The organism is Halochromatium sp., assembly GCF_046541315.1.
In the GTDB taxonomy this organism is placed as follows: domain Bacteria; phylum Pseudomonadota; class Gammaproteobacteria; order Chromatiales; family Chromatiaceae; genus Lamprobacter.
This window is the reverse complement of record NZ_JBKHDN010000013.1, coordinates 1-24,208: the sequence shown is the minus strand read 5'-3', so window position 1 is coordinate 24,208 and position 24,208 is coordinate 1. Positions and strand designations below refer to the sequence as shown.

General features: G+C 67.1%; 14 protein-coding genes. 6 read left to right on the top strand and 8 right to left on the bottom strand.

Going from position 1 to position 24,208, the window contains the following annotated elements; genetic code table 11:
• Positions 1-395, top strand: a 395-nt coding sequence (locus tag ACLFQI_RS02065) for an endonuclease/exonuclease/phosphatase family protein (RefSeq protein WP_410757143.1), incomplete at its 5' end; no start/stop codon positions are given.
• A 42-nt stretch (positions 396-437) separates the two neighbouring features.
• Entirely contained in the window at positions 438-896 is a 459-nt protein-coding gene (locus tag ACLFQI_RS02060; protein ID WP_410757141.1) for a metallophosphoesterase family protein, read from the top strand.
• A gap of 232 nt (positions 897-1,128) precedes the next feature.
• Here ACLFQI_RS02060 and recD read toward each other — a convergent pair whose 3' ends face one another.
• Genes recD through recC form a run of 3 tightly spaced genes read right to left on the bottom strand, consistent with a single transcriptional unit; the run spans position 1,129 to position 11,799 of the window.
• On the bottom strand, positions 1,129-3,525 hold the full coding sequence (gene recD / locus ACLFQI_RS02055; RefSeq protein ID WP_410757140.1) for an exodeoxyribonuclease V subunit alpha: 2,397 nt from the start codon (positions 3,523-3,525) through the stop codon (positions 1,129-1,131).
• Positions 3,522-8,072, bottom strand: coding sequence for an exodeoxyribonuclease V subunit beta (gene recB, locus ACLFQI_RS02050; protein ID WP_410757138.1), 4,551 nt, complete (start codon positions 8,070-8,072; stop codon positions 3,522-3,524). Before recB ends, recD begins: the two co-directional genes overlap by 4 nt.
• A 1-nt stretch (position 8,073) precedes the next feature.
• Positions 8,074-11,799 carry an exodeoxyribonuclease V subunit gamma gene (gene recC, locus ACLFQI_RS02045; protein WP_410757137.1) on the bottom strand — a complete coding sequence of 1,242 codons (3,726 nt, stop codon included), beginning with the start codon at positions 11,797-11,799 and terminating at the stop codon, positions 8,074-8,076.
• Between the two features lie 238 nt (positions 11,800-12,037).
• Between recC and ACLFQI_RS02040 the strand changes: the two genes are divergently transcribed.
• On the top strand, positions 12,038-12,862 hold the full coding sequence (locus ACLFQI_RS02040) for a protein-L-isoaspartate(D-aspartate) O-methyltransferase (RefSeq protein ID WP_410757136.1): 825 nt from the start codon (positions 12,038-12,040) through the stop codon (positions 12,860-12,862).
• A gap of 368 nt (positions 12,863-13,230) precedes the next feature.
• Here the strand turns inward: ACLFQI_RS02040 and ACLFQI_RS02035 are convergent, their stop codons facing one another.
• From ACLFQI_RS02035 to ACLFQI_RS02025, 3 genes are all read right to left on the bottom strand, one after another.
• On the bottom strand, positions 13,231-13,776 hold the full coding sequence (locus tag ACLFQI_RS02035) for a Uma2 family endonuclease (RefSeq protein WP_410757145.1): 546 nt from the start codon (positions 13,774-13,776) through the stop codon (positions 13,231-13,233).
• Positions 13,777-13,877: 101 nt separating this feature from the next.
• Positions 13,878-14,531 (bottom strand): ceramidase domain-containing protein, encoded by a 654-nt coding sequence (locus tag ACLFQI_RS02030; RefSeq protein ID WP_410757135.1) that lies wholly within the window; start codon positions 14,529-14,531, stop codon positions 13,878-13,880.
• 86 nt (positions 14,532-14,617) lie between these two features.
• Positions 14,618-14,839, bottom strand: coding sequence for a putative motility protein (locus ACLFQI_RS02025; RefSeq protein WP_410757134.1), 222 nt, complete (start codon positions 14,837-14,839; stop codon positions 14,618-14,620).
• A 528-nt stretch (positions 14,840-15,367) separates the two neighbouring features.
• On the opposite strand from ACLFQI_RS02025, the gene ACLFQI_RS02020 reads away from it, so the two are divergent.
• Entirely contained in the window at positions 15,368-16,129 is a 762-nt protein-coding gene (locus ACLFQI_RS02020) for a choice-of-anchor W domain-containing protein (protein ID WP_410757133.1), read from the top strand.
• 142 nt (positions 16,130-16,271) lie between these two features.
• Complete coding sequence (locus ACLFQI_RS02015) at positions 16,272-17,804, top strand: protein adenylyltransferase SelO (protein ID WP_410757132.1); 1,533 nt, start codon at positions 16,272-16,274, stop codon at positions 17,802-17,804.
• A gap of 89 nt (positions 17,805-17,893) precedes the next feature.
• Here the strand turns inward: ACLFQI_RS02015 and cbiE are convergent, their stop codons facing one another.
• On the bottom strand, positions 17,894-19,138 hold the full coding sequence (gene cbiE, locus ACLFQI_RS02010) for a precorrin-6y C5,15-methyltransferase (decarboxylating) subunit CbiE (protein ID WP_410757131.1): 1,245 nt from the start codon (positions 19,136-19,138) through the stop codon (positions 17,894-17,896).
• A gap of 37 nt (positions 19,139-19,175) precedes the next feature.
• Entirely contained in the window at positions 19,176-22,652 is a 3,477-nt protein-coding gene (locus tag ACLFQI_RS02005; RefSeq protein ID WP_410757130.1) for an HAD-IC family P-type ATPase, read from the bottom strand.
• Positions 22,653-22,956: 304 nt separating this feature from the next.
• Between ACLFQI_RS02005 and ACLFQI_RS02000 the strand changes: the two genes are divergently transcribed.
• Positions 22,957-24,180 (top strand): DNA methyltransferase, encoded by a 1,224-nt coding sequence (locus tag ACLFQI_RS02000; protein ID WP_410757129.1) that lies wholly within the window; start codon positions 22,957-22,959, stop codon positions 24,178-24,180.
• Positions 24,181-24,208 lie beyond the last annotated feature (28 nt).

The window sequence follows — 24,208 nt, the reverse complement described above, 5'->3', positions numbered from 1 at the left end:
CCACGGCCCTCGACGACCCTCTGCCGGCCGGGTTGGCGCCTGACCCAGTGCCTGACCCAGTGCCTGACCCAGTGCCTGAGTTGGCGCCTGAGTTGGCACCGGATGGGGCGTCCGACCTGGCACCCAACCCGGCCTCCGACCTGGCCCGCACACTCCTGCTCGGGGACTTCAATGAATGGCGCAACGGTTCTCGCCGTCTCGCGCCGATCAACCAACGGCTTGCATCGGCCTCGTGCCGCGCCAGTTTCCCTTCTGCCTGGCCCGTGCTCGCGCTGGATCGCATCTGGCACGGTCGCGCTCTCGCCGTCGAGCGGATCGAGGCCGTGCGCACGCCAAGCACCCGGGCCGCCTCCGACCACCTGCCGGTGCGCGCCTGGCTGCGCTGGGTCGCGTGAGCGCGGTGCACCGCTCGCCTGCATCTTGAGAGACCTCTGCCAATGCCCGACCCTTGCCTCCTCTTCCACCTCAGCGACATCCACTTCGGGCTCGAGGACCATCGCGCGCTCGACTGGGTACAGCAAGAGATCGCCGACAAGCGTCCCGATGCGGTGGCCATCACGGGCGACCTGACGATGCGCGCCAGGCAGCATGAATTCGACGCCGCATGCGCCTGGATTGGTGCCCTGGAGGCCCCGGTCACGGTCGAGGTGGGCAATCATGACCTGCCCTATTTCAACCCGATCCAGCGCTTCTTCGACCCTTACCGGCGGATCCGGGCGATCGCCGACAAGGTCGAGGTGGACCTCGCCCTGCCCGGGCTTGTCATCGTGCCGCTCAAGACCGTGGCGCGCTGGCAGCCGCGCCCGAACTGGTCCAAACCTCGCGGGTTACGAGACGCCGGAGATGATGATCAACGAGATCCCCGAGGACGCGACGCCGCCGCGCAAGCCGGATGAGCCGGTCGCGCCAGCCGAGCAGGTCCCGCAGATCGATCCGCCGGTGCACTGAGGCGGGAGCGCCGCAGCCGGCCTGCGGTGGTGAAGCCCGGCAGCCGCGTCGTTCTTGGTGAGCACGGACTGCTTCCGCGTCGCACCGCCGGTCACAGAGCCCGGTGCTGCTGCCGACGCGACGCCTCGAAGGCCAACGAACAGCCTGCGCGATGCGCGCCGCGCTTTTCCGTCGCTCGCCTTAACGCTGACCGGCATCGGATACGCCGGGGATTGCATCGAGCGAGCGCCACTGCCCTTGCAGACCGCTGAAGCGCTGCACACGCCGCTCAAGCGTCTCCCCCAGCACCGACGCGTCGCTGTAGAGCAGCGTGAAGCGCCGTTTGGCACGGGTGAGCGCGGTGTAGAACAGCTCGCGCGTCAGCACGAGATTGGGTTGGTCCGGCAGGACCAGGGCGGTATGGGTGAATTCCGAGCCCTGGGACTTATGCACGGTCAGCGCAAAGACGGTCTCCACCTGCTGCAGGCGACTGGGCAAGACCCAGCGCACCTTGTCCTCTGAGGTCGGAAAGGCGACCCGCAGTCGCCATGGCATTGGGGCGTCTTTGGGCTTGGCCCCGATCTGGGCTGCGTCATCCGCGCCCTGCTCGTCGATGGCGTGCACCGGCACCGGGAGCGTCACCCCCATGTCGCCGTTCATCAGATTCAGCCCATAGTCATTGCGCGTCATCAGCACCGGACGGCCGGCAAACCATTGGCGCTGTCCGCCCAGTCCCCGCGCGGACAGCGCCCGAGCCAGGCCGGCAACCGGGTCTGAACCAGGGTTCGCAGCCGCGTTGGCACTGGCACCCTCAGGCCCTGCGCGTTGGGCCCCGAACAGACCGAGTCGAGGCGCATTCAGCAGGGCGAGGATGCGCGCGTTGAGCCCCTCCACGCCCCAGGCGCCCTGGCGCAGCGGAGTGAGCAGCTGAAATCCCTTCTGCGCTTGCAAGACCGCCCACGCCCAGGCATCGAAGGCCGTCCGACCCGCCTCCACCGGCGGGCATTGGTCGCGCATCACCCGCAGATAGCTGTCCTCGGCGCAGTAGGCGGACTGGATCAGCCGGGCGAAGCGCGCATCCTCCGGATCGCTCAGGCGCACGGCCTCGATCCGACCAAGATCCGGCTGGGCCGGTTGCTGCTCCTGGCCAAACAGGGCCATGACCGCCCTGAGTCGATCCTGCTGTCCCGAGGCTCGCCGAGCGGGTGCCGACGTGGCTGCTCGCGCGCCCGCCTCGTCTGCCCCGGTGGACCGCGCCGCATCCGCCGCGTCAGCGCAGGCCGGCCGATCGCTCGCAGCGCCGCGATTGACCAGGTTGGCGAGCGCGCCGATGCCGCCCTCCAGGCTGAAGCGATAGCTGTGATGCAGCGTGACGATGGCCTGATCCAAGGCCCGACCCTCGGCAGCGACGCACTCGACGGGAATGGGCTGCTCGGAGACGCGCCTGAGCCAGTCTGCGGTCTCTGGCCAGTAGCGCGCCGGGTCCGCCTGCTGACACAGATCCCCGAGCACGGCGCCGGCCTCCACCGAGCTGAGCTGATCCTTGTCACCCAGCAGCACCAGACGCGCCTCCGGGCGGAGCGCCTCGAGCAGGCGCGCCATCATCTCCACGTCCACCATCGAGGCCTCGTCGACGACGACCACATCGGCCGGCAGTGGGTTGGCCGCATCGTGGCGAAAATGCCGGCTCTGCGGGAGGCTGCCGAGCAGCCGGTGCAGGGTGCGCACCTGGGTTGGGATGCTGCCGGCAGGGGCCTGCCCGGCGGCGAGCTGACCGACCTGCTCGGCGATGGAGGCATTGAGCCGCGCGGTGGCCTTGCCAGTGGGCGCCGCGAGTTCGATCAGCAGGGGTGGCTCCCCGGCCGCCGCGCGCAGGCCTTGCAGCAGCGCGAGCAGACGCACCACGGTGGCGGTCTTGCCGGTGCCGGGGCCGCCGGTGACGATGCAGAAGCGCCGGCGCACCGCCAGCGCGCAGGCGAGGCGTTGCCAGTCCGGGGTGATGACGGGCCGGCCCTCTTGGGGTTTGAATAGGATCTGGAGCTGGCGGCGCAGTTCTGCCTCATCGACCTCGACCGGCGGCGTCAGGCGAGCCTGGATGCCGGCGCGGATGCGCTGCTCATCGCGCCAGTAGCGGCGCAGATACAGCAACGGCTGCTGCCGGCGACCGGCGAGCACCAGCGGCGAGGCACCGTCGTCGACGCCCGCACCGAGCCAGTCACTGATGCAGCGACTGGCGGCCAGGCGCGCGACCCAGTCGTCCAGGTGCAAGCCCTGCAGGCGGGCGTTCAGGGCCTCGCGCACCGAGGTGCTGAGTTCGGCGTCATCGCGCAAGCGCCCGAGCAGCGTCGCCGGCTGCGCCAGGGCGCTGTGCAGGTCCAGGCACACATGACCATGGCCGTTGCGCTCGCTGGTCAGCGCGATCGCCAGCAGGACCGCCGCATCGGTCTCGCCGCCTTGCTCGGCGATGAAGCGCGTCAGCGCGACATCCAGGGCGCGCAGCGCACCGGCCGCGGCCCAATCGCTCAGGGTTTCGAGGAGGTCTGTCGCCTCCGGCGACGGGCTTCGGGGTGTCGGTTCAGGGGTCAAGCGTTCGTTCATCCGTGGACCTCCGCTGGCGTGTTCGCATCCTGGCCGGCAAAACAGCGATCGAGCGCCTCGATCAACACCTGCGGTGGCTTGTCGGTGAACAGCCCCTGGCTGGGCGCCCCGCTGCCGCGCAGGAAGACATAGACGGCGCCGCCGAGGTGGCGATCGTAATCGTAGTCCGGCAGGCGGGCACGCAATTGCCGGTGGAGCGCGAGCAGGTAGAACGCGTACTGCAGATCGTAACGATGCCCAAGGATCGCCGCGCGCATGGCCTCGGGGGTGTAGGCGCTGTCATCCGCGCCGAGCCAGTTGGACTTCCAGTCCAGCACGTAGTAGCGCCCCTGATGCTCGAACACCAGATCGATGAAGCCTTTGAGCAGGCCGTCGAGTCGATTGGGCGGGAGTTCGGGGCGCGGCTGCTGTGGCAGACAGTGGGCGCGCAGCAGACGGTCCAGCCCGCGGCTGTCGACATCGCGGCTTGGCAGCCAGAACTCCAGCTCGACCTGCATCTGCGACGGCCGCAACTCGCACAGGGCCAGGCTCGGCGGCTGGCCGGACCCATCGTCGAGACCCGTCAGGGTCCAACGCCGGGTGAGGAATGCCGTCAACCAGGCCTCGAGACGCTCGCGCCAATCGCCAAGACCGCGCAGCGTGCAGCGCCGCGCGAGCATCTCGCGGCGCAGGCGTGCCGTACTGGCGGCGGCGGCGAAGCCGCGCCGGCGCTGCCCGCACTCATGCGACTCTTGCGCCGCCGACCATTCCAATAGACCGTGCAGGAAGGTGCCGTAGCGACTGCCGCGCGGGAACGCATGCAGCGCAGCCAAAGCTGAAGCGGCCGGCGGCGCGGGAGGCGTTGGCCAGTCCTCATGAGGCACGCTTAGCGGTGGCTCTTGAAGCGGGACCGATTCCTCGAGCGCGGTCTCCTGGCGCGCGGTCTCGGCGGTGCTGGCCTCCAGCGTTTCGCGCTGACCCTCGGGCGCGCCCCGACGCAACGCCGAATAGCTCGCAATCCACCAGCGCGGGAAGCCCTGATGGCCGGGTCGGCGCGCCGCAGCGAGGCTGGAGGCCTCGGCTGGGGCTAGCCGATCCGAACTCGGAGCCGGCGCAGGTCTCCTGACCATGACCGCGTCATGCGTTAAGTGGCCAGCATCGACCTCGCCGTTTGCGTCAGGGGCTGACTCAGGGACTGCCTCAGGGGCTGCCCCAGGGGCTGCCTCAGGGGCTGACTCAGCGGCTGCGGCGACAGGCGCCCCCTCCGTCGTCTTGCCTGCCCTCTCGCCGGACGCGCCACGCGCTGCCGCGCCCGTCGCCGCTGGCACGGCAGCGGTCCCCGGGTCCGCGCCCTCCTCGGGACCACACAGCCGATCCAACACCGCCCACAGGGCCTCGGCGTCCGCCAGGGGCTTGCCGCCGGTGAGCACATAACCGATGGCGGATTTGTGCAGCTGGGGCGACTTGGCGTTGCCCCGCTTCAAGGGCGCCATGCCGAGCCAGACGGCGTGCTCGGCACGGGTCACGGCGACATAGAGCAGGCGCATCTCCTCGCTCAGGCGGTCATCGTCGGCGGCATCCCAAGCTTGCGGAAATTGACGATGACCAGCCACTTCCAGATAACGGCTCGGCCGCTTAGATGCGGCGCTGGCTGCCAACCCAACCGAGGCCTCGACGGGCGCCTCGGCTGGCACCTGCGCTGCCAACGCGGCTGGCACCTGCGTTGCTAACGCCGCTGGCACCTGCGCTGCTGACGCCGCTGGCACCTCGGCGCCCGGCTCGGCTGCCACTGGCGGCGGCCGATAGCTGACCTGGCGGGTGTGACCATCGATCTCGCGCCAACCGCAGATGAACGGCAGCAGCACCAGGGGGTATTGCAGACCCTTGGACTTATGGATGGTGGCGACCTGGATCAGTTCGGCGTCGCTCTCCAGGCGCACGACGAACTCCTCGCCGCCGGCGCCCAAGTGCTCGGCAAGGTGGCGGATCAGTGCCTGCTCGCCATCCAGGGCGCTGGCGGACTGCTGTAGCCATTCCGCCAGATGCAGCAGATTGGTCAGGATGCGCTCGCCCCCATCGCGCGCAAGCAGGCGGGCCGGCAGCGCCTCGTCGTGCATGAACTGGTGCAGCATGGCGAGCACACCGCGGCGTTGCCAGAGGCGATGATACTCGGCGAAGCGCTCGACCCGTTGCTCCCAGCCGAGTTCATCCTGCTGCAGCCGGGCGAGCGCTGCGAGCGGCAGACCCAGGGTGTTGGTGCCGAGCGCGGCGCGCACCAGGCGTTCGTCGCTCGGGGCGGCACAGGCGCGCAGCCAATGCAGCAGGTCGGCGGCTTCGCGGGTGTCGAACACCGAATCGCGATCGGAGAGATAGACGCTGTGGATGCCGCGCGCCGCCAAGGCCCGGCGCATCGGCTCCGCCTCTTTGCGGTCCTTGACCAGGATGGCGATGTCGCGCGGCTTGAGCGGGCGGAAGCCGTTCGGCCCCTGCAAGCCGGTGCGCCGCGCGCGCGCCTGGTCGAGCCAGTCCCGCACGGCGGTCGCGGCGACCTCGGCCATCTGCTGGCGGTAATCGTCGGTGCCGATCGCTGCCTCACCGAGGCTCCAGAAGGTCATCGCGCTGGCCGGCGCCCGATCGACGATCAGCCGGGTGCCGCGATCCTTGGCGCTGACGCGGACATAGGGAATCGGATTGTCCGCCTCAGGCGCCGGGCGGAAGCGAAAAGCGCCGCGCTCGTGCCGTTCGGCCTGGCCGAAGAAGCGATTGCAGGCCGCGACCAGGGCGCTGGTGGATCGGTAGTTGACGGTCAGGCTGTGGTGGCGTCCCGCCGTGGCCGCGCGCGCGGCCAGATAGGCGTGGATGTCGGCACCCCGGAAGCCGTAGATGGACTGCTTGGGATCGCCGATCAGGATCAGCGCGCTGTCCTGGCGGTTCTCGGCCACCCCGTAGACGGCATCGAAGATCCGGTACTGGATCGGATCGGTGTCCTGGAACTCATCGATCAGCGCGACCGGGAATTGGCGCCGGATGGTCGCGGCCAGGGCCTTGGCCTGGGCACAGGCGTCCGCGTTGGACTCAGCCGGGTTGAGCGCGGCCTCCAGATCGCGCAGCAGCTCATCGAAGCCCATCTCGGCGCGCTGGCGCAGCCGCCGTGGCAGTTCGCGTCCGAGCCAAGCGGCCGCATGCGCGAGCAGGCAGGCCTCGAGGCTGGGCGCGTCAGCATTGTCGGCGGCGCCCAAGTCATCGGCCGCCTGGCGCCAGCTGGCGATGGCTTCGAAGACCGGGTGATCCGGTTGCTCTTGGACGGCGGCCTTAGCCTTGAAGACGAAGGCGCCTTGGGCAAAGTGCTTCAGAGGCGTCGGCGCCTCGCCGCCTTCGGACCAGCGCGCGGCTTGTTCGAGGAAATCCGCGAACTTCGCCTCGTTGGCGCTCGCGTGATAGGTGCCATTGAGGGCGGGCCGCAGCGCCTTGAGCTTGGTTTCGATCCTGTGTCGGTCCTTCTTCCATGCCTCACGCGCGGCATCCTCCAGCGCGCAGACGGCGCGCAACCGTTCGTGATAGGCGCGCCGGGCGCGCAAGGCCTCCGCCAACCGATCGCTCGCCAGCGGCTGACCCTGGAAGCTGAACGGCGCCTCGCGCTGGCTGAGCCAGGCGCTGAGCAGCCGGTGCAGCGCCTCGGGCGAGACCGCCACCTCGCGCAGGCTGCGCGCATCCTCGGGTTCGAGGGCATAGAAGTGCAGGCGCCAGTAATCGCGCAGGGTCTCCAGCAGCAGATCGGTCTGATCGGTGACCAGCTCAGGCTCGAACAGCCCGCGGGTGGCGAAGGCATGTTCCTGCAGCATGCGCTGACACCAGCCGTGGATGGTGGCGATCATCGCCTCGTCCATCCAGGCGGCGGCCTGCTGCAGCAGCCGGGCGCAGCGCGGCCAGTCTTGCGCTGGATAGTCGCGACGCAGCCGCAGGAGCGGGTCATCGGTGTCCACGCCGCCGTGGGCGCCCTCCTCGCCCTGGAGCGCGTCTCCTCTTTCGGTCCGCGCCGCCGTACCCGACTTTGGCGCTGCCTTTCGACCTGCCCCGATCTCTGCCCCGATCTCTGTCCCTGCCCCTGTCGCTGCATCCGGGCCTCCATCGGTTCCTTCCTTGCCCCCCGCCTCGAAGCATTCGGCGGCGTCCACCAGTCGGGCGCGGATGCGCTCGCGCAGTTCCTTGGTCGCCGCCTCGGTGAAGGTGACCACCAGGATGTTGGGCGGCATCAGCGGCCTGTGGAAGGCGGTCACCGCCTCGGGCGCCACCTCGCCCTCGCGCTGGCCATGCCCCAACACCAGGCGGATGTAGAGCAGCGCCAGGGTATAGGTCTTGCCGGTACCGGCGCTGGCCTCGATCAGGCGACTGCCGCGCAACGGAAAGCGCAGGGCATCGAGATTGGGCTCGATCTGGGCTCGGCAAGACGCGGGATCAGGCTGACCGGCGGCCGGCACAGGTGCGCGTGGCCTGTCCCGCGACGCGGAATCCGTTGCCTTGCGCTGAGGTTGCCGGGCCTTGAGTCGGGGTTGCGTGGCGTCCGCCATGTCAGAAGGCCTCCTGTTCGGGCTGGTGATCGAAGAGCGGTTGGTAGAGCCGTTCGATCAGCGCTCGGTAGCGGGGATCGGCGCTCAAGTCGGCGTAATCGGGCCAGAAGCGCGCATAGCCGGGATGCTCATCCCGCTCGCCGGTGTACGGGTTCTGACCTTCGTAATCGACGGCCGGCTTGGCCTTGGTTTTGCCTTTTTCCCGCATGTCCTTTTCCGCGCAAAGCTCAGCAAAGGCCGTGCGGCAGGCTAGCGGCAGGAGTTCGCTCAGGCCCTGCTGATAGCCCTGGATCAACTCATCCAGGCATGCTCGCGCCGCATCCGGCTCCAGCGGGCGAAACCGCAGCGCGCCGCCCGGGCCGATCAGGCAGCTGGTGGTGGGCGCGTGCAGCTGGGCGGCCAGATGCGCCGGCCAGGGCCGCACCAGCTGCTGCCAGCGCAGCTGGTGGTCTTTGATCAGCGCGCTGGGTTGCAAGGTCAGGCGCAGACGCTCACCTTCACCCTTGGCCGCGGCACGCAGGCCGCTCAGGCTGTCTTCCAGCACCCAGCCGGCGACCTCAAGGCGCAGCGCCGCCGTCGGCAAGGTTTCGGGGTGGGCGCTCAGCAGTGCGCGGTAGTGCGCCAGGGGCGCCGAGAGTTCGCTTTGCAGTTGCTCGCGAAGCAACGCATCGAAGGGCGCGAGCGGGAGATGACCGCTGCGGCCAAGCCGTCCGATGGCCGCGTCGAGCACGTCCGCAGAGGTCGATACAGGCTGGGTCGCGAGCTGGCGTTCGATGCTGGCGAGCATCTGCGCGCGCAATCCCCAACTGGCAAGCGCGTCGATGTCGAACGGCTCGGCATCGGGATCCGGCTCGGCCTCGTCTTGCAGGAACAGCCCCAGGCGCTGACGGTAGAAGGTCTGCACCGGAGAGCGCAGAAAGTCACCCAGCTGCCGCAGGCTGATCGGCGCCTCCAGGATCGGCGGCGCGAGCCGGGGCGCGACCTCCTCGTCCGAGGCGGCGGTCGCTTGATGCAGCTCCCGCCATTCGTGGGCATAGGTGAACAGCCGGTGGCTGGCGCCCGAGGCGGGGCGAGCTGACGCGGAGTCACCGGAATCGGCCGGGCCGGACTCGAAATAACGGCGGCTGAAGGGTTGCAGCGGATGCTCGGTGGTGAGTGCCGCGAGCAGGGCCTTGCCGGAACTCGCTGCGGCGGTCGTTGCGGTATCAGCCGGTAACTGGAGCCGCCAGCCGGCGGCGATGTGATCGCGCAACTGGCCGACCAGCACCGAGGGCGGCCGCTCGCTGTTGTCGCGCACACTGCGCCCGACCCAGCTGATGACCAGCCGCTCGCGCGCCGAGAGCAGCGCTTCGAGGAACAGGTAGCGATCGTCCTCGCGCCGGGAGCGGTCGCCGGGACGGTAGTCGTTGGCCATCAGGTCGAAATCGGCCGGCCGGCGGCTGCGCGGGTAGTCGCCATCGTTCATGCCCAACAGCCAGATCTGGCGAAACGGGATCGCGCGCATCGGCATCAGGGTGGCGATGTTGACCGCCCCGGCCAGGAAGCGCTGGCTCAGGCTGGGCTCGTCGAGGGCGCCGAGCCAGGCATCGCGCACCACCTCCAGCGGCAGGGGTTCAGCGCCGAGGCCACCATCGGTCACGTCTTGCAGCCACTGCTCGAGGGCGTCGCGCAGGCGGGCCAGGATCCGTTCATCGGCATCGGTCTCGGCACAGAAACAGGCGTCGAGCAAGGCGGCGAGCAGCTCGCCCCACTGCGTCGGCGGGCGCGGGGTCTTCAGCTGCGCCCAGTGGTGCGCGAGGGTCTGCAACAGCTCGGCCAGCGGGCCGACCAGGGCGGCATCCAGCCCGCCGACCTCGGCATAGGGCTCGATACCCTGCCAGGGCGCGCTGTCACCGGCAGCGAAGCCGAGCAGCATGCGGCGCAGCCCGAACAGCCAGCTGTTCTGCTCCAGGTCGGGCGGCAGACCCAGGCCGGCGCGATGCGCGGCATCGAGGCCCCAGCGCACGTTGGCGCCGATGACCCATTGGCGCAGTTGTGGCAGATCGGTCTCCTGCAGGCCAAAGCGCGCGCGCAACGCCGGGATCTCGAGCAGATCGAGCAGATCGCCGAGGGCGAGACGCGATTGCGGCAGCTTGAGCAGGGACTCGAGGCCGATCAGCAGCGGATTGCGCTGGCGTTCGGCCTGGTCGGAGAGCTGAAACGGAATCCGGCGCCGATCATCCGGGGCGAAGCGGCCGAAGACGGCCTCGATGTGCGGTGCATAGCGGTCGATGTCCGGCACCATGACGAGGATCTCGCGCGGGGCGAGCGGCTGACTGGCCTGCTCGGCGGCGGCGAAGGCGTCGAGCAGCTGATCGTGCAGGATCTCGACCTCGCGCTGGGGGCTGTGGGCGACGAGGAAGCTCAGGCTGCGATCAGTGTGCGGATCGATCGCGCTGGCCTGCGCGCGGCGCTCATGCAGCGGGCGCAGTTCGAGGATGTCGTCTTGGAGTTGCTGCAGCAGGCTGGCGCTATCGGGAGCGTCCGCCTCCAGCGGCGACTCGAACAGATCGATCTGCAGCCCGTGTTGTTGGAAGCGTTCCTCATAGCGGCCGCGCTCATCGTGCTCATCGAGCAGGCGGATGTAGTCGCGCCCTTGCTTGCCCCAGGCCGCCAGCAGCGGATGGCCGTACAGGTGCAGCGCCTGCTCGTCGAGACCGCCGGGGATCTTGCGCTGACCGCGTTGGGCATCGCGACGATAGGCCTGCCGAAATAGCTCGCGGCCCTCGACGAGGTCGCCCCAGTAATGACGGCTGGGATTGTGCACGAACAGCATGACCTGCGAGACCTTGGCCAGGGCTTCGAGCGCGTTGATGGTCTGGCGCGGCAGCGAGGAGATGCCGAAGACGATCACCCGCCGTGGCAGTCGCGGCGGGCGCTGGGCGGGGTCGAGGGTCTTGGCCCGGGCGAGGAAGCGCTGATGGATCTGCGCGCGGCTGATCCAGAACCCGGGCGGCGGGTCGGACCCCGGCGGCAGCGCCAAGGGATCATCGGCGTTGCCCTGCTCCGTGGGGATGAGATCCTGCTTGAGCCGGCGCCAGAGCAGGGGCTGCCAGCGCTGATCCTGGGGCAGGTCGACGGCGGTTCCGTTGGCGTGAATGAGCTGGTCTTGACCCTGCAGCCAGGCCTCGAGCCAGTCGGCGCGATAGACCTGATATTGGTCGTAGAGATCCGCCAGGCGCACGGCGAGTTGATAGCGTCGGCGGGCGGCGCCGTCGTGCTCCGGGTCGGCGTCGAGAAAGCCGCGCAGCGGGGCCAGATGGGTCCGCTCTTCGGCGGTGTCGGCGAGCGCGTCCAACTTCCCCAACAGCCGGTAGAGCCGCCAGCCGAGCGGGGCCTTGTCATAAGCGGAGCGCTCCGGCAGGTCACCGAGCACAGCGCGATAGGCCTGCCACAGGAAGCGCCCGGGCAGCATCAGATCGAGGGCGGCGGCGATGCCGTCTCGGGCCTGGCCGCCAGGCTGTTCGAGGGGCTGTTCGGCGAGCGCGAGCCTCAGCCATTGGCCGATACCGTTGCTCTGCACCAGGATGACCTCGTTTTCCAGGGGGTGCAGCGGATGCCGGGACAACCAGGTCGTGAGCAATTGCCGCAGGGCTTCGAGGCGATTGCCCTGGATCAGCATGAAGCCGGTGGGCCAGTCGCTCGTCAATGGCCCCTCTGGCTGGCTCAGGTCACGGATCGATGTCATGGAACCTCGCTCGGCTCGCGCCGGTGCTGTCTTCACGGGCGAAGATCGGCTCGAACTATATCCGTCCGCAGCGATGATTTCGCCCCTCCAGGATCGATCAGGGGGAGCTGGCCCCGCCCGGTGGCCTGGCTGCGGCCCGATGACGCCGCCGCCGCCATCGCCACGGCCTTGCAGGCCATTCGACCTGGCCGGGCACGACGGGTAGTATCCAATATTCATGCACCGCGGGAGGCTAGCCATGAAAGACACCGTCCGTTCCACGCTGTTATTCGCGATTGTGATTGCGTTCTCGGCCCTGGCATTGGCCCAGCCGGACGCTGCCTCACCGACGACGAGCCCCACGGATACCCAGGTCCTGCTACGCGCCGACGCGCCAGGCCCCGAGGGGCGAGCGACCTTCGACGCCGCGCGCGAGGAGGAGCGCCAGCGGATGGTCGAGCGCCAGATCGAGCAGCGCGGTGTCTCCGACGAGGCGGTGCTGGCGGCGATGCGCTCGGTGCCGCGCCACGCCTTCGTGCCAGCGGATCTTCGCGACAGGGCCTACGCGGACAGCCCGTTGCCGATCGGGCACGGCCAGACCATCTCGCAGCCCTACATCGTCGGCTTCATGACCGAGACGCTTGAACTGGCCCCGGGCGACCGCGTGCTCGAGATCGGCACCGGCTCCGGCTACCAGGCCGCGATCCTCGGCGCCATGGGCGTCGAGGTCGTGACCATCGAGATCATCCGCCCGCTGGCCGAGCAAGCCGCGGCCCTGCTCGACAAGCTTGGCTTCGACAACATCACCGCGATCCAGGGCGACGGCTACTATGGCTATGAGGAGCTGGCGCCCTACGACGCGATCATCGTCACGGCGGCCGCGCAGCATGTGCCGCCGCCGCTGATCGCGCAGCTCAAGCCCGGCCAGCGCATGGTGATCCCGGTCGGCCGGGCCGGCTGGACCCAGAATCTGCTGCTGGTGACCAAGACAGACGACGGCCAGACCCGGACGCGCAATCTGATGTCGGTGGCGTTCGTGCCGCTGACCGGCGAGCGAAACGGGGGACAAAACGGGGGGCGCTGAGTTGTCCGACACGGCCCCCAGACCGCTGCACTTGCTCACCGTCGGCGCCCTCGCCGGCTCGGTGCTGGCGTTCGAGATCGTGCTGCTGCGGCTGTTCGAGTTCAGCCACTGGCACCACTTCGCCGGGCTGGCCATGGCTTCGCCTCGGTGCTCGCCGCATCGACAGCGACACTGCTGTCGGTCCAGGCCGGTCAGCCGGTCACGCTGCTGGCCGGCATCGGCTGCTATCTCGGCGCCTGGCTGATCGCTCGGCGCGGGGCTGGACGGTTGGCTGGGCGGCAGGAAGCCGTGACTGCGTAGCAACTAACGAATAGGACATGCAACCGCTCTAGCGATTCATTCTCAGAGGTGGCACCGCGTCATGAGCGTTAGGCAGCCAGGATGTAGCCAAGATCGATCTCGATCTCGTCGAACGGTGGGATTCGAGCACGCTGCTGATGATCCATCGTGGCGATGACGCGATAGCGGCCAGCCTCAAGTTGGTGGGCAACAAGCTTGCGCTCCTCCGGCCAGATCAACCAGTAGTCAGGCACCTGGTGGCGTTGCAAGAGCAGCGGAATCTGTTGCGTATCCTTGCGCTCATGGCCGGGTGAAACGATCTCGCAGACCCAATCCGGCGGCAGGTCAATCAAGCCATGCGGCAAGCTCGACAGACGTGACTTACGCCATCCGGCCAGATCGTGGGTTGGACACTCGTGCGGCTCGTAAGCAACGCTGGCCTCGGTGAGAATCCACCAGCCATCGGGTCCGGAGCGGCGATTGAATGGCCCAAGCTCCTCGCGCGCATTGCCTTGAGCCTGCGCGTGATACGGCCGCGTCATCGGGCGCCGAACGATCTCTCCATCGATCAGCTCAACCTGCTCATCGGCACTCTGCAGCAAATCGTCGATGGTTGCGAGCTTGAGAGCTTCCACGGTGACACCTTGCGTCGATTGGTGCGCAAGAGCATACCAAGTCCACCGATTCCTGGGCAGGCTCAATCGTGCGGAGGTTCTCGGGTTATTAGGAGACCCCATCAGGCTCGGTGTGCGCCGATCAAGCCGCGGAGTAGCAGATAGAGCAGCAGCGCGTTGAGCAGGTGCCAGAGGAAGTGCAGGCCGATTGGCAGTACTTCGCAGAGTGCCATGTCGAGGGTGCGGAAGGTCAGCGAGCCGATGAACAGGAGGCAGGCGACCAGAAGCGTCGGAGCGAGCGGATCGGCGCGGCGGCGCAGGATCCACCAAAACCCGCCTAGGAACGCGAGCGCCGGCAGGTAGCCGACCGAGCCATTGAGCAGCTCGGGGCCAGTGATCACGACCAGCCCGATGCTGAGCACCTGATAGCCGAGCCAGAGCCCGAGCAGCGCCAGCGGCCGCAGCCTGAGCACCCGCCAGCCGAAGCTGAGCAGGTAGAGGTTGAGGAAGAGCGTGATCGGGATTACATCGGCAAGCACCGCCCAGCCGGTGGCGACGCTGTGCCAGAGCGCGCTACCGATGCCAATCGCCCCGAGCAACAGGATCAGCAAGCCGAGATCCCAACCGTTGCGCAGCCCGAGATCGGGCTCGGCGGCAAGCCACCGCGCGGCAAAGACGGCGGCGATGACGAAGGCCGCATTCGTGATCAGGTTGATCGGCTCGGCAAGGAGCCCAGCGGCGCCCGCGCGCTCGCAGTAGATATCGAGCATCGTCATAGGCGGAACAAAGCGACGCGGCAGACGAACCGCGATTCGTTCGCCGCCGCGGTCCCGCTATTGCCGTATTTCAGGCGTGCTAGCGCTCAGGCGTAGGTATTGACTTGGGTGCCAAGGTGACCCTCGGAAGCGAGGTGAGAGCCTGATTCCGCACCAAAACCTGCCGTTGCGGATTCCATCAAGGCAGTCACCTGCTGCTGTTGATTATCGAGCGCGTCCCGAAAGACCTGCATCTGAACCTGCTGCGCGGTCTGCGCTTGGTTCATGTACATCGATGCACTGACAGCATTGTTGACGGAAGCATCCATAATGATGGTCCTCTTTAGCGTGGATTGTAAGAATTCACCGTAGCAGACGATCACGAAACATGCAAAAACCCGATTAGCCAGGCTTGTCAGCGCCTGATCGTCAGATCAGGTTGGCGTGCCTGCGCACACTGGCCTCTAACGGGCCTAGATTCGCCTGTCTGTGCCCAGGATGAGGCCGTTGCAGCTCAACGACCGCACCCAAGACGACCGCCATGGTTGACCTAAAAAATTCTATACTTCAATGATTTATCAAGACTCTGCACTTTTTTGCCAAAGTGAGACCGGTGTCACATCATCCGAAGAAACCGCGCATTACCATGCAAGCAGCATGGTTTTTTGCGGATATATTGAGTATTGACCAGGCTGAAAGTCATCAACGGCAGCGTCGAAAATCTTTACAGGTCCCCTTGCTTAACGCTGTCATCCTGACAATAACCTCCTGATTATAAAAACCATACCAAATATGGCCCATTTTTTGCTTTAAATTTCCAGGCTAACCTTTCCTCTCAACCACATCACGCAGTAACAATGACTATGTTCTCGCCTGTACACAGAGTTTTCGCCGTCGCCATCACGGTCATGGGTGTTGTGCCATCGGTTCATGCGGCTCCCATCGTGACATCTTTCATGGGTGGAAGTGCAGATGGTTCTACTGATTGGAGTGTTCCAGATTTCGATACCGAAATAGGATTCGTGGCGGAAGGTCGCATCGGTGGCTCAAATACCTTCGAATTGAAAGTCGCCCCGGATACGAGTCCGTCATACCCCAACAGTGAAGAGGACTATAGCTGGACAAATGACCAATCAGTCGATTTTACACTCGATTTTGACGGTACCAAGGCCACTTGGACGGTGGGAGGGACATCGGTCGTCTACGACGGCTTTTCATTAGGCTCCGAGAACTTTGATAGCCTTGTGCTTCGCTCAGCAACGCCTGGCGCTGATACAGGCGTGGTCATGGAAGACCTGACATTGAACGGTAATAGCCTGGGAGGCTTTAGTAACATCTGGAACGATGATGCGCAAGGTTCTGGGCGCCAAGTGAACTGGCTTGCGATCCAAAATGCCGGCGATCTGGGGGCGGGCTTCAACTTGACCGGTAACGTGGCGTTGTCCTGGGCTGGCGATCCTCCTAAAAACTCGCACCTCGCGTTCCAAATCAAAGGCGCTAGCGGTCCTACTCTTCATCGAGTGCCAGAACCAACCACCTTGGCGTTGCTCGGTATGGGAATGCTGTCTCTAGGGTTTGCGGGTGTTCGTCGTCGGCGTAGCCAAGAGACCGATCGATAGAGACCCCATCAGTACCGGACGCGGTCCTTGTTCCCCTCCTCTGCGCGCCATCGATGGGCGCGCAGCCATTGATGGCGCCCGCGCTTGCCCGCACCCTCGGTTGAACAAAACCGACGGTGAAACTCGGGAATCGAGCCGATCAATGAACAGCCCTAGCGATCACTCCAGCATCGAGCGCCACGCCCTCGACAGGACCCGCGCGCCGGTATTCCGCTTCGACAACAGCTATGCGCGCCTGCCCGAACACTTCTACGCGCGCGTACCGCCGACGCCGGTCGCCGAGCCGGGGTTGCTGCGCCTGAATCGGCCGCTCGCCGAGCAGCTTGGGCTCGATGCCGACGCCCTCTCGACCCCGGCCGGAGCAGCGATCCTCGCCGGCAATCGGATTCCCGACGGCGCCGAGCCGATCGCGATGGCCTACGCTGGCCATCAGTATGCGCAGTTCGTGCCCAGTCTCGGCGATGGTCGCGCGATCCTGCTCGGCGAGCTGATCGACCGCGCCGGCAGGCGCCGCGATATCCACCTCAAGGGCGCCGGCCGCACCGCCTTCTCGCGCATGGGCGACGGGCGCGCCGCGCTCGGTCCAGTGCTGCGCGAATATGTGCTCGGCGAGGCGATGGCCGCGCTCGGCATCCCGACCACGCGCGCCTTGGCGATGGTCGCCACCGGCGAGGAGGTCTATCGCGAACGCATCGAGGTCGGCGCCGTGCTGGTGCGCGTCGCCGCCGGCCATGTGCGCGTTGGCACCTTCGAATACTTCGCCCGCCGCAACGACACCGAGGCGGTGAAGACCCTGGCCGATTATGTGATCGCGCGCCATGATCCCGACTGCGCCGAGGCCGAACAGCCCTATCAGGCGCTACTCGAGCAGGTCGTCGCGCGCCAAGCGGAACTGATCGCGCAGTGGATGCTGGTCGGCTTCATCCACGGCGTGATGAACACCGACAACGTCGCCATCTCCGGCGAGACCATCGACTATGGCCCCTGCGCCTTCATGGACGCCTTCCATCCGCAAACGGTCTACAGCTCGATCGACCACTTTGGCCGCTATGCCTGGGATCAACAGCCGCGCATCGGCTACTGGAACCTGACCCAATTCGCTAACTCTCTGCTGCCACTGCTCGGCGCTGATGAGGATGAGGCCAGGCAGCGGGCGCGCGCCGCGCTCGATCGCTACGGCAAGGCCTTCGAGAGGCGCTACTACGGCGGCCTGCGGGCGAAGATCGGCCTGCTCGACGCGCGCGCCGGGGACGAGGATCTCGCGCTCGACCTGCTCGGGCGCATGGCCGCGCAGCAGGCCGATTTCACCAATACCTTCCGCACGCTCGGCGAGGTCTCGGCCGATGATCCGGCGAGCGACGCGCCGGTGCGAGCGCAGTTCGCCGACCCCAGCGTGTTCGATCAATGGGCTGTGCCGTGGCGCGAACGCCTCGCCAGCCAGGCCCGGCCCGACAGCGAGCGCCAAGCGGCGATGCGCGCGGTGAATCCGGCCTATATCCCACGCAATCATCGCGTGCAGCAGGCGATCGACGCCGCCAACGATGGCGATCTCGCGCCGCTCGATCGCCTGCTCGAGGTGGTCTCGCGCCCCTTTGCAGAGCAGCCGGAACACGTCGAGTACCGCCGCCCGCCCCGCCCCGACGAGGTCGTCGAGCGCACCTTTTGTGGCACCTGAGCGGGCATCCTCTGACGAAACGTCCGATGCCGCACTCAGCGGCTGTCCATTGTCCAGTTCCCGATGATGGTCGGACGATGGCGCTTGCATCAATCGATCGGCTTCTCAACGCTCAGCAGCGTGATCGGCCGCGCCGTGCGCCAGCCGTCGAAACGCCCGAGTGGCTCGGCCTCGGCGACACTGACCCGCGTCAGCTCGCCGCCGAGCCGCTCGCGCCAAGCGACCAGCGCTGACTCGGTCTGCAAAGTGACCGCATTGGCCACCAACCGCCCGCCGGGCCGCAGCGCTTGCCAGCAGTGCTCGACCAGACCCTCGACGGTCAGTCCACCCCCGACGAAGATGGCCTCGGGTGTCGCGAGCCCAGCCAACGCGTCCGGCGCGCGGCCGGCCACCAGTTGCAGATCCGGCACCCCCAGCCGCTCGCGGTTGCGCTCGATAAAGCCGCGACGCTCGGCGTGCGACTCGATCGCAATCGCCCGGCAACTGGACTCGGCGCGCAGCCACTCGATGCCAATCGAGCCGCAGCCAGCGCCCACATCCCAAAGCAGCTCGCCCGGCCGTGGCGCCAGCCGCGCCAAGGTCAGGGCGCGGATATCGCGCTTGGTCAGCTGACCATCGTGTTCGAAGGCGCTATCTGGAAGCGCGCTGCGGCGTGACAGTGGGCGGGTGCCCGGATCGGCTTGGCAATGCACCGCCACCAGATTGAGCACAGGATCGGGCGTGGCACCGCCCGCCTCGGAGACGCCCCCGAGCCCGTTAGCCGCAGTGCCATCGCGACGTGTTTCATTGGGCCCTCCCAACTGCCCAAAAACGCTCAACTGGCTTGCGCCATAGCCTCGCTCAACCAATAAGCGGGCCAGCGCGGTCGGCGTCTCGCCATCGGCGCTGAGCACCAACAGGCGCGCCCCTTGCGCGAGATAGAGGGCGACGCGCGCGAGTGGGCGGCCGTGCGCAGGGATCACGCGCACCTGCTGGAGCGGCCAGCCCATCCGCGCCGCCGCCAGGCTCATCGATGAAGGCGCCGGCAGCACGCGCAGCTCATCGGGCGGCAGGCGCTCGGCCAATTGCGAGCCGATGCCGTAGAACATCGGATCACCGCTGGCCAGCACGCAGACCGGCTCGCCACGATGCGCGAGCACCTGCCCGTAAGCCAGGGAGAAGGGTCGCGGCCAGGGCCGCCGTTGCTGCCCGGCCTGTGCCGGTAGCAATGCCAGATGGCGCTCGCCGCCGAAGACCAGCGTCGCCGTCTTGAGCGCGGCGCGCGCCTCGTCTCCGAGGCCGCTGAGTCCGTCCTCGCCGATCCCAATAACCTTGAGCCAGGCCCGATCAATCATCCGCTTTACTGTTCCGACGCTCCGAGGGTGGTGTCTTTCAGCCTGCACGCCGGCGTCGCCGGGCGCGTGCCGAGGCGGCGCGTGTCACGGCCTTGTCCAGCTCCACGATCAACAGCACGGCGATGCCAATGCCAAGCGGTAGCAGCCAATCCTGCGGCAGCGGCGCGGCGGTGTGGAACCACAGGTGCATAAAGGGGGCATAGACGAACAGCGCCTGCAACAGCAGCATGATCGAAATCGCGATCCAGACCGCCGGATTGGTCAGCCAGAAACGCAACCGCAGGCTGGACTCGAGCAGGAAGCGGCTGTTGAGCAGATAGAAGATCTGCCCCACCACCAGGGTATTCACCGCCATGGTCTGGGCCACCGCCAGGCCTTGCCCGCTGTCCATCTCGTATAGAAAGATCAAGATGGTGGCAACGCCGATGATCAGTGACACCAGCAGGATGCGCCACAGCGCATAAGCGCCAAGGATGGCGGCATCTGGGCGGCGCGGCGGGCGGCGCATGACGCCGGGCTCGGCGGGCTCGAACGCCAGTGACAGCGCTAGCGTCACCGAGGTGATCATATTCACCCACAGGATCTGCACCGGCGAGAGCGGCAGCTCGAAACCGAACAGGATGGCGGCGAGGATCACCAAGCCTTGGGCGCCATTGGTCGGCAGGATGAACAGGATCGATTTGCGCAGATTGTCGTAGATGGTGCGCCCGGCCTCGACCGCACGACTGATGGAGGCGAAGTTATCGTCGGCGAGGACGATCTCGGCAGCCTCCTTGGTCGCCTCGGTGCCCTTCATGCCCATGGCCACGCCGACATCGGCGCGCTTGAGCGCTGGCGCGTCGTTGACGCCGTCGCCGGTCATGGCCACCACCTCGCCGTTGGCTTGCAGGGCCTTGACGATGCGCAGCTTATGCTCGGGGCTGGTGCGGGCGAAGATGTCATGCTCGGCGACCAGTCGCCGCAGTTCCGCCTCATCCGCAGCCTCCAGTTGCGCCCCGGAGATGGCGCCACGCTGCTCGCCGATGCCCATCTCGCGGCCGATGGCGCTGGCGGTGCCGAGATGATCGCCGGTGATCATCTTGACCTCGATGCCGGCCGAGTGACAGGTAGCGATGGCCTCGATGGCTTCGGGCCGCGGCGGATCGATGATGCCGACCAGGCCGAGGAAGATCAGCTCAGCGTCGAGGTCGGCGAGTGCCAGATCGGTCTGATTCGCATCGCTCGCGCGCGCGGCGGCGGCCAGTACGCGCAGCCCCTTGGCGCTGAGACGCTCGACCTCGCCCTCCCAGAAGGCGCGATCGAGTGGTTCCGGCTGGCCGTCGGCGCCGCGCTGGTGCGCGCAACGATCGAGCAGGCGATCGGGCGCACCCTTCATCAGGATGCGCGTGCGCTGCGCTTGCTCTTGCGCTAGCGCTTGCTCTTGCGCTCGCTCCGGTCCCGATCCCGGACCCTGCCCCGGCTCTGGCAACTGCTCAAGCGTCGCCATGAACTTATGCTCGGAGTCGAACGGGATCACCGCCCGGCGCTGGTAGCCGGTGCTGTCGAAGCCGGCCTTCAGCCCCAGGGTGCGCAAGGCGCCTTCGGTCGGCTCGCCGATCAGGCGCCATTGGCCCGCGTCCTCGATCACATCAGCGTCGTTGCAGACCGCAAACGCTTCGATCAGCGCCTGCAGGTCGTCATGCTCGGACGGCTCGATGCGCCTGTCGTCGAACGAGAGATGCCCGTCCGGGGCATAACCGACCCCGGCGATATCGTACTGGCCATGGGTGCTGATCAGGTGGCGTGCGGTCATCTCGTTGCGCGTCAGGGTGCCGGTCTTGTCCGAGCAGATCACGGTCACCGAGCCGAGTGTCTCCACCGCCGGCAGCTTGCGGGTGATGGCGTTGCGCTGCGCCATCTGTTGGACGCCGAGCGCCAGGGTGATCGTCATGATGGCCGGCAAGCCTTCCGGGATCGCCGCCACCGCGAAGCCGATCGCCGCCATCATCAGGTCGCCCCAGCCCCAGTGGTGGAACAGCCAGCCGGCCAGGGTCATGCCTGCCGCCAGGCCGAGAATCACCACCGAGAGCACCCGACCGAAAACCCCCATCTGGCGGATCAGCGGCGTGACCAGGGTTTCGACCTCGGCGATCATGCGGTTGATGCGGCCGATTTCGGTGTGCGGGCCGGTGGCGGTGACCACGCCGAGGCCACTGCCGGCCGCCACCAGGGTGCCGGAATAGCCCATGCTGAAGCGATCGCCGATGCTGGCATCATCGCTCACCGGCGCGACGCGCTTGGAGGCCGGCACCGACTCGCCGGTCAGCGCCGATTCCTCAACGCGCAGATTGGCCGCCTCGAGCAGGCGCAGATCGGCCGGGATACGATCGCCGGCGCGCAGCCGCACCACATCGCCCGGCACCAACTGCGTGGCATCGATCTCGCTCCAAGCACCATCGCGGCGTGCCAGTGCACTCGGCGAGAGCATCTTGCGAATCCCCGCTAGTGCCTCCTCGGCGCGCCCTTCCTGGACGAAACCGACGATGGCGTTGATCAGCACCACACCCAGGATCACCCAGGTATCGATCCAATGGCCCATGAACGCGGTGGCCACGGCGGCCGCCAGCAGGATGTAGATCAGCACATCGTGAAAATGTTTGAAGAAGCGCTTGATGGGGCCGTCGCGCGGCGGTTCCGGCAGCTTGTTCTCGCCGACCGCATCCAGCCGCCGCGCCGCCTCGGCGCCACTGAGGCCCTGTTCTTCACTGTGCAGGGCCGCCAGCACATCATCGGCCTCAAGCGCGTGCGGGTCGCCGACCACCGTGCCCTCGGCGGTATTCGGCGGCGCGCGCAAAAACTGCGCATCGGCGCGCAGATCGAAGCCACGCAGGAGCACCAGCGCGAGGAGAGCGCCAAGCAGAAACCATTCGGCACCAATTAGCCAGAGCAACACCGGCAGCCCCAACAGCAGGGTGCGGGTGCCCTGGTGATAGTGGTTGCCAGCGCGATTCAGGGTATCGGCAATGGTCTCGAGAGCCAGCCCTTGGAAATGCTGGTCGGGAAGACTGATCTGCAGCGCGGTCTGGTTATAGTCACGCACCGCCAGGGCGAAGCGCACGAAGGCGGTGAACAGCAGCGCCGCGAGCAGCAGCAACTTGGCCTGCACGGCGGCTTCCCCGGTGGACGCCAGGCTGAGCGCCTGCGACAGGCGATCGAGTCCCGAGCCTTGCAGCGCGAAGCCGACCACCAGGAGTCCGAGCACGAAGGTCATGGTGGCGAACAGGCTCGCCGAGAACACCCAGTTGCGCAGGGTATTGACCGCCAGGATGCCGTGATCACCGAGCTTCCGCGTCACTTCCACCCAGGCATGGCGCAGGGCGTTCGCGCGCGCGTGGTAGGAGCGTTCGGGATGCTTGGCGACGAGCCAGCGCAGGTAGACGTGGTAACCCACCAGCAGCAGGATGGCGAGTCCATCGGCGATCCAGTCTAGGGTCGGGCGGTCAAGGACGGTGAGCAGCTGTTCGACGATGATCATGAAACTCCAAGTCGCTATCCTGTTCTTTTGACGATGGCCGCTGGCTGCGAGACGAGAAAACGGTCGCGAGGCAACCGGGCAGCCTGTTGCCGGGTGTTGGCTTGGATTGAAGTCAGCGGCCCCGATCGAGGGCGTCAGTGTATAGCCCTGGTCGGTATCGAGAAAGTTCCGGTACTCGGTATCGAACCCGAACGTTTTGAGGCGATCGACCCGGAGCAGCGCAATCGGGGCGTGCAAGACAAAGGCCCGCGCGCTACTGTTCTGCAAAACACGCGCTTTTCGTCGCGCTGGTAGCCCGCCCCTCATGCCCCTCATGTCCGACAGCCTGACCGACCTGATCCTGTCCCTGACCCCCGAAGACGGCTCCTCTATCGGCAATGGCGCGATGATGGCGCTGCTGCGCGAGCAGGTGCCGGGCCTCGCCGACGCCGACTACGTCGCCGCGCGCGATGCGCTGGTCGCTGACGGGCTGCTGGCTCGAGGCCGTGGCCGGGGCGGCTCGATCATGCGCGTGCTCGCCGATGCGGAGGACGAGGACGCCGGCGCCTCGGACCCGGAGGGCGACGACGAGGCGGACGGGTTCGCGCTGATCCCGACCGACGCGCCGGCGCCGCGCGCGGCCTCGGGCAGAACGCAGGCCGCTGCCCGCAGGCCGGCCGCTGCCGCGCAGTCGCCCATGCAGGTACTGAGCTATCGCCACGGCGAGACACGGATGAACAACCCCGAGGTCGGGATGGTCCATGCCGGCACCGATCCGGATGGCGACAAGACCACCTGGGCCTATGACCCGCATCTCGACCCGGTGCTGAACTTCGACAGCGCGCGCGCCGGGATCGAGACGCTGATCGACGACGCGCTCGCCAGCGACGATGCCGAGCGGATGCGCGCCGCGCTGCATGAGTTGAAGCGGCTGCAAGCGCCCTACCTGAACTGGACCGGCAAGGCCGAGCGCACCAGCGTCGAGGTCGAGACCGTCTCGCTCCACGTCCACGAACGGGTCGACCCGGCGACGATCCTGGCCAACGCGGCCAAGCGGCTGAAGGGCAAGGACGCCGCGACGCAATGGCGGCAGCCGGACCTGTTCGCGGCGCCGTTCGAGAACCTGCCGCTGCGCCAGGCGCTGGACTTCTATCACCACGAAAAGGGCTGGTCGAACCGGCTGGTGGCCGGCGACAGCCTGCTGGTGATGAACTCGCTCCTGACCAAGGAGAGCCTGGGCGGTCAGGTGCAGATGATCTACATCGACCCGCCCTACGGCATCAAATATGGGTCGAACTTCCAGCCCTTCACCAACAAGCGCGACGTCAAGGACCGCTCGGACGCCGACCTCACCCAGGAACCCGAGATGATCAAGGCGTTCCGGGACACCTGGGAGCTGGGCATCCATTCCTACCTCACCTATCTGCGCGACCGGCTGCTGCTGGCGCGGGAATTGTTGGCCGAGAGCGGTTCGGTGTTCGTGCAGATTTCGGATGAGAATGTGCATCATGTCCGCGAAATGATGGTAACTACTCAGGCTGGGGCGTAAACGCCCCGCGTAGCACCTCAAACGGATT